At 67.3% G+C, this 5,377-nt stretch carries 8 protein-coding genes; 1 reads left to right on the top strand and 7 read right to left on the bottom strand.

Annotation, left to right across the window (positions count from 1 at the left end; genetic code table 11):
* Window positions 1-20: 20 nt before the first annotated feature.
* From VPA02S_RS24535 to VPA02S_RS24510, 6 genes are all read right to left on the bottom strand, one after another.
* Entirely contained in the window at window positions 21-1,013 is a 993-nt protein-coding gene (locus VPA02S_RS24535; RefSeq protein ID WP_062366147.1) for a TauD/TfdA family dioxygenase, read from the bottom strand.
* A complete protein-coding gene (locus VPA02S_RS24530; RefSeq protein WP_062366146.1) occupies window positions 1,010-1,699 on the bottom strand; it encodes a 4'-phosphopantetheinyl transferase family protein in 690 nt (229 codons plus the stop codon). The genes VPA02S_RS24535 and VPA02S_RS24530 overlap by 4 nt, the downstream gene beginning before the upstream one ends.
* Entirely contained in the window at window positions 1,677-2,417 is a 741-nt protein-coding gene (locus tag VPA02S_RS24525; RefSeq protein WP_015866527.1) for a thioesterase II family protein, read from the bottom strand. The genes VPA02S_RS24530 and VPA02S_RS24525 overlap by 23 nt, the downstream gene beginning before the upstream one ends.
* A 5-nt stretch (window positions 2,418-2,422) precedes the next feature.
* The gene (locus VPA02S_RS24520) at window positions 2,423-2,680 is read right to left on the bottom strand and encodes an MbtH family protein (protein WP_018905475.1); all 258 of its coding nucleotides are present in this window, start codon (window positions 2,678-2,680) and stop codon (window positions 2,423-2,425) included.
* Window positions 2,681-2,784: 104 nt separating this feature from the next.
* The gene (locus tag VPA02S_RS24515) at window positions 2,785-2,988 is read right to left on the bottom strand and encodes a hypothetical protein (protein ID WP_062366144.1); all 204 of its coding nucleotides are present in this window, start codon (window positions 2,986-2,988) and stop codon (window positions 2,785-2,787) included.
* A 96-nt stretch (window positions 2,989-3,084) separates the two neighbouring features.
* The gene (locus tag VPA02S_RS24510; protein WP_062366142.1) at window positions 3,085-3,630 is read right to left on the bottom strand and encodes a sigma-70 family RNA polymerase sigma factor; all 546 of its coding nucleotides are present in this window, start codon (window positions 3,628-3,630) and stop codon (window positions 3,085-3,087) included.
* 304 nt (window positions 3,631-3,934) lie between these two features.
* Here VPA02S_RS24510 and VPA02S_RS24505 point away from each other — a divergent pair, with 304 nt between their 5' ends.
* Window positions 3,935-4,801, top strand: a complete 867-nt coding sequence (locus tag VPA02S_RS24505; protein WP_062366141.1) for a ParB N-terminal domain-containing protein — start codon at window positions 3,935-3,937, stop codon at window positions 4,799-4,801.
* Here the strand turns inward: VPA02S_RS24505 and VPA02S_RS24500 are convergent.
* Window positions 4,782-5,366 carry a BPSL1445 family SYLF domain-containing lipoprotein gene (locus VPA02S_RS24500; RefSeq protein ID WP_015866532.1) on the bottom strand — a complete coding sequence of 195 codons (585 nt, stop codon included), beginning with the start codon at window positions 5,364-5,366 and terminating at the stop codon, window positions 4,782-4,784. The two genes, VPA02S_RS24505 and VPA02S_RS24500, sit on opposite strands and share 20 nt — an antisense overlap.
* Window positions 5,367-5,377 lie beyond the last annotated feature (11 nt).

Here is a 5,377-nt window from a genome sequence, read left to right as displayed (position 1 = left end):
CCTGCGGACTCCCTGCGGTTCTAGAAGCGGCCCAGATTGCCGTGCGGCTCGGCCATGGCCACGATCACCTTGCGCGGCCCCTTGAATGGCGAGCGCGCATGCGCCACCAGCATGTTGTCAAGCATCAGCACGTCGCCCTCCTCCCACGGGAAGGCCACCGTCTCCGCATCGAGAACTGCGCGCACCTCGGCGAAGATTTCGTCGCTGATGGTCGAGCCGTCGGCAAAGAAGGTGTTGCGCGGCACGTTCTCGATGCCGTAGATTTCTTCGAGCACTTCGCGCTCCTCGGCCTCGCGCGCAGAGATGTGGAACAGGTGGGCCTGGTTGAACCACAACTGCTCGCCGGTCGCGGGATGCGTCTCCACGGCCTGGCAAAGCTGTTTGGTGCGCAGGCCGTCGTCGTCCTTCCATTCCCACGCAATGCCCGAGCGCTCGCAGAAGGCCTGGACTTCGGCGCGGCTTTCGGTGTTGAACACCTTCTGCCATGGCACGTCCATCTCGCCGAAGTTGCGCACGTACAGGATGCCGGGCTCGAAGCGCTTGCGGATGTGCCCGGGCATGCGGCGGTAGACCGCGCGGCTGTCGGCAATGGGCGTCTCGCCGCCTTCGAGCGAGGCGGTCACGCAGTGGAACCAGATCTTCATGGGCCACTCGCGCGTGTAGGCCTGCTCGTTGTGCAGCGGAATGCTCTGGTGCGCCGGGTATTCGGTCGAGGTGTAGACACCTGCGCCGGTGGAGGCCGACACCGCGGAGCGCGGCGTGGAGGCGAACTCGTACTTCAGCAGCGGATGGCCGAACGACGAGGCGAACTGCTGGAAGGTCTCCACTGCCGGCACCGAGAAGCCGCGCAGCAGCACGCCGCCCGCAAGCAGCAGCGCCTCCTCGATCTGCGGACGCAGGCGCTGCACGGCCGAGAGCAGGTCTTCGCCGGCATGCGCGGGCGTCATGAGGACGGGCAAGTCGGAGCCGGCGGGCGCCTTGCTGCGCACGAAGCGGGTGAGCGTTTCATTCATGTCGATTCCTTGGCACGCCACGCGAGCGCGGCGGCATAGCCCGTGGGCGCATCGAGCGCCACGGCGTGAAGGCCGGACCATTCGGGAACGGCGCATTCAAGGACGTATCGCCCCTGCGCACCGGGATGGATGCCGATGGATTGAAGGTGCTCGGCCACGCCGACGCCGACGGCTTTCAGCACCGCCTCCTTGCCCACCCAGCGGCTGTAGAGGGCCTGCAGCGGGTCGCCGGCTTCCTGCAGCGCGCGGCGTTCGCTGCCGGTGAAGGCGAGCGAAGCGACGGCCTCGATATCGACGTCGCTCCTGCAGGCCTCGATGTCGATGCCCACGGCGCTCACCACGCGGGGATCGGCGAGCGCGATGAGCGCATGGGCGCCCGAGTGCGAGACGTTGAAGAGCGGCGCATCACCACCGGCCACGTCGAGGAAGGGCTTGCGGTGCGGGCCCATTGCGAACCGCACATCGGCCGGCTGGCAGCCCACGCGTCGGGCAAGCAGGCCGCGAAGGGCCGCGCGCGTGGCGGTGAAGCGCACGCGGTCGGCGCTGCGCGCATACCTGTCGGCCTGCGCGCGCTCGTCGAGTGCCAGCAGCTGGCGCTCGGCCGAGACATCGGCGTCCAGGTCGAGGTCGAGGCGGTGGACCTCGATGCCTGCGGGGAGCGGGTCAGGCCAGGACACGAGGCGCATGGCGCTCTCCTGCAACGGCCTGGCCAAGCCGCTCGATGAGTGCGGCCAGGAATGCTGTTTCGTGCTGCCGGATGAAGAAGTGGCCGCCGTCGAACCAGTCGAGCGTGAAGACACCGCCCGCCTCGGCCGACCATGCATGGACGGATGCCGCGTCGATGTCGTCCTCGCGCCCGGCAAAGACATGCACGGGCATGGGCAGCGGCGCTTCTTCTTCGCGGTATCGGAAGCTCTCGCACACGCGGTAGTCGGCACCGAGCATGTCGAGCGTGATGCGCATGAGTTCCGCGCTTGCGAAGGCTTCTTCGGGCGTTCCGCCCTGCTTGCGCAACTCGGCCGCGAGCGATGCGTCATCGGTCTTGCCGGCGAAGCGCGCGGGATCGCGCCGCGAAGGTGCGCAGCTGCCGGAGGCCAGCAGCGCAAGCGGCAACGGGCGCCCCATCGACCGCAGCCGGCGGGTGATGCCGTAGGCCAGCAACGATCCCATGCTGTGGCCGAAGATCGCGAACTCGCCGCGCAGCGCCTCGACCTGCTCCGCGCAGACCTGCGCGACGAGCTCATCGAAGTTCCGGACCAGCCGCTCGGACAGCCGGCCACCGCGGCCGGGCAGCTCCACGGGCACGATGTGGACCCAGCGCGGCAGCAGCCGCCGCCAGCGCAGGTACATCGTTGCGCTGGCGCCCGCACAAGGCAGGCACAGCAGCGAGACGCTCGCGTCCATGCGCGTCAGCCAGCCGTGGTTCGGGCTGCAGTTCCGGTCGCCGGGTTCTGCTGCGCCATCCATTCGCGCAGCGAGCGGGGACGCATGTCGGTCCAGTTCTGCTCGACGTGGGCCAGCACGGTCTTCTTGTCGCCCTTGACGCCCTCGACCGCTGTCCAGCCCTTCGGCACGGCCTTCCAGTGGGGCCAGATGGAGTACTGGTCTTCGTGGTTGACCAGAACGATGAAGGTCTCGTCTTCGCGATCGAAGCAGCTCGTCGACATGGGTGCGTCCTTGTGCGGTTGAACAGGGTGAAAGGCGATCAGGTGGCCAGGCGGCCATCTCATCGCTCCTGATCAACAAGACGTTTCAGGACGCGATCTGTTCACTACTCCTTGGCGGCCGGTGGCACCAGTCCGGCCAGCAGCCACAGCCGGGCGGCTCTGTCGTAGGCCTTGCGGTGCAGCGGATCGGCAAGAAGCCAGGCCGTCATCTCGGCGCGCGCCGGGGCATCGAAGCGCTCGTGGTCGTGCTCGCGCTGCACCCACTGCCATGCGGTGCTCCAGATGGGATCGTCCTGTTCTTGTGTCATGCGTGAAGGGTGTGATGCATCACGCGACAGTACATCGGCACGCCGCGCGGGAGTTAAGGCTTTTACCCTACACCAATCCCGCAGGCGTGCGAAGGCTCAGTCGTCCTCGAGCAGGCGGCCGCATTCCTTGATCGCCAGCGCCGCCTCGGCAATCAGGCCGTTCACCAGTCCGAGCGCGCATCCCAGGCGCTGCGCAATCTCGCGCTGGGTGAGGCCCTCGAGCCGGTAGAGCTCGAACACCAGGCGCGTGCGCGCAGGCAGCCCCGCGAGCACCTTGTCGATGGCCTGGATCGCCTGGCGTTCGCGCATCAGGCGATCGGGCGAAGGCGGGCCGGCCACGTCGAGCGCTTCGACATCGACATCGAAGCTGCGGTAGTTGGCCTCGACGGTGTGGCGCCGGCAGCAGTCGAGCGCGACATTGCGCACCACCTGGCAGCAATAGCCGATCGGCCGGTCGGCCTTGCGCACGCAAGGGCCGTCGGTGATCTTGAGGTAGGCGTCCTGCACCACATCGTCGGCCAGCTCCGCGGTGCGAACGATCCTTCGCGCCACGCGCAGGAGCTGGGCACGGTTCGCGATGAAGACCTCCGCGAGCGTGGGCTCCGAAAGATGCAGCGCGCTGTCGACCGGCTCTCGCATCATGCGAGGCGGGGCGCGGACCGCCCGGGAGAAGGTCGGGGAGGATGCAGACACATCAACATGAAGGCGGTGCTCCTGAAGTTTTCAATACAAATGAGAATTATTACTACTTGTGGCTACAAAAAAACCCGATGTCCCGACCTCTTCTTGCTCCATATCCATTAGACGTTCGAGCACGCAAAAGCGAGACAGGCGGGCGCCGGAAATCGGCCGGTCCGCTCATCGATGGTGGAGCGCTTGCATGACGGCAGGATGATCGGGCCCACCCTGCATCTAGAATTCCGCCCCTCTCTCCGATCCCGTCCCCATGAACATCGTCGTCAACGAAGAACTCAAAGCCTATATCGATCCATTGACTCCGGAGGAGCACGAAGCGCTGGAACGCAGCATCCTCACCGAAGGCTGCCGCGACGCGCTGGTGCTGTGGGGCGATGTGCTGGTGGACGGCCACAACCGCTACGGCATCTGCCAGAAGCACGGGCTGCCGTTCCAGACGGTGCAGAACACGCGCTTCAAGACCATCGAGGACGTGCACCTGTGGATGATCGACCAGCACCTCGGCCGGCGCAGCATCTCGGACTTCCTGCGCGGCGTGCTGGCGCTCAGAAAGAAGGACATCGTCGACGAGCGCCGTGCGCGTGCGCTGGCCGAGACGGCGCAGCCCGACGACGGCGCGCCCTTCGACGCCGACACGCCCGCTGCCGAATCGCCCGCCGAATCGCCCGCCGAGAGCGCCGCGGCCCTGCCCTCGCCCGCTCCCTTGAGCAGCCGCGAAGCCATCGCGAGGGCCGCGCGCCTGAGCAGCAACCAGGTCGTGATGATCGAGAAGATCCAGAAGCAGGCCGCACCCGAACTGGTGGCGGCCGTGAAGTCTGGCGTGATCTCCATCAACACGGCGGCGGCCGTGGCCAGCCTGCCTGCCGAAGAGCAGGTCTCGGCGGCGAACGCGGGCAAGGACGAACTCAGGCAGGCCGCCAAGCGGGTGCGCGAGGCCAGGCGCAAGCCGCGCGAGGCATCGGCCGAATCGGACACGGCCGACCAGCTCGCAGGGCAGCAGCTCGACGCCGTTCAAATGCTGGAACGGCGCGTGGCCGAACTGACGGCCGAGAACGACGGCTTGCGCAGGCAAGTCGCCGAACTGCGGGCGCAGTTGGCTACAGCCGGATCTCCGTGATCTTCGCGCCCGACAGCGAAACGCCCGCCTCGAGCCCCACGTTGGTCAAGACGAAGCCGACCACCGGCTGGCGCAGCGTGTTGGTGTCGATGCTGCCGTTCGCGCCGATGGTTGCGGCGGCCACGGTGGCATCGGCGCCCGCCGTCCATCCCTTGCTGTTGCGGAACTTGTCGAGCGCGGCCTGCGTGGTGAACACATAGATCACGGCCTTCGACTGCGCGCCGGCCTGGAAGCCGATCGAGCCCGCGGTGGTGCTGTAGTAGGCCTGGGTGCGCCCGTTCACGCGCAGCGCGCCCCGGCCGTATTCGGCACCGATGCCCATGCTGGCGCCGACCACGGCAGGAAACACCAGCACGCCGCTGGACGAGGAGACGACCTCGCGCGAGCCCTTGACCGAGTCGTACAACTTGGACAGTGCGGCGTCGACCTGGGCATCGATCGATGCACGCGATGAAGCGGTGCTGGCATGGTCCTGGGGCCGCGTGGTGGTGCAGCCCACCACTGCGGCGCCGCCCACTGCAACGGCACACGCGAGCGCAAGGTTTCTGAACTGGATGGATCGCATGACGCTCTCCT

This window comes from Variovorax paradoxus NBRC 15149 (assembly GCF_001591365.1).
GTDB classification, from domain to species: Bacteria; Pseudomonadota; Gammaproteobacteria; order Burkholderiales; family Burkholderiaceae_C; genus Variovorax; species Variovorax paradoxus.
The sequence above is the reverse complement of the archived record's forward strand: the minus strand, read 5'-3'. Positions and strand labels throughout refer to the sequence as shown.

What these genes read in the sequence shown, in the direction of transcription:
- VPA02S_RS24535 (WP_062366147.1), bottom strand. Translation starts at nt 1,013, where the DNA reads ATGAATGAAACGCTCACCCGCTTCGTGCGCAGCAAGGCGCCCGCCGGC.
- VPA02S_RS24530 (WP_062366146.1), bottom strand. Translation starts at nt 1,699, where the DNA reads ATGCGCCTCGTGTCCTGGCCTGACCCGCTCCCCGCAGGCATCGAGGTC.
- VPA02S_RS24525 (WP_015866527.1), bottom strand. Translation starts at nt 2,417, where the DNA reads ATGGACGCGAGCGTCTCGCTGCTGTGCCTGCCTTGTGCGGGCGCCAGC.
- VPA02S_RS24520 (WP_018905475.1), bottom strand. Translation starts at nt 2,680, where the DNA reads ATGTCGACGAGCTGCTTCGATCGCGAAGACGAGACCTTCATCGTTCTG.
- VPA02S_RS24515 (WP_062366144.1), bottom strand. Translation starts at nt 2,988, where the DNA reads ATGACACAAGAACAGGACGATCCCATCTGGAGCACCGCATGGCAGTGG.
- VPA02S_RS24510 (WP_062366142.1), bottom strand. Translation starts at nt 3,630, where the DNA reads ATGATGCGAGAGCCGGTCGACAGCGCGCTGCATCTTTCGGAGCCCACG.
- VPA02S_RS24505 (WP_062366141.1), top strand. Translation starts at nt 3,935, where the DNA reads ATGAACATCGTCGTCAACGAAGAACTCAAAGCCTATATCGATCCATTG.
- VPA02S_RS24500 (WP_015866532.1), bottom strand. Translation starts at nt 5,366, where the DNA reads ATGCGATCCATCCAGTTCAGAAACCTTGCGCTCGCGTGTGCCGTTGCA.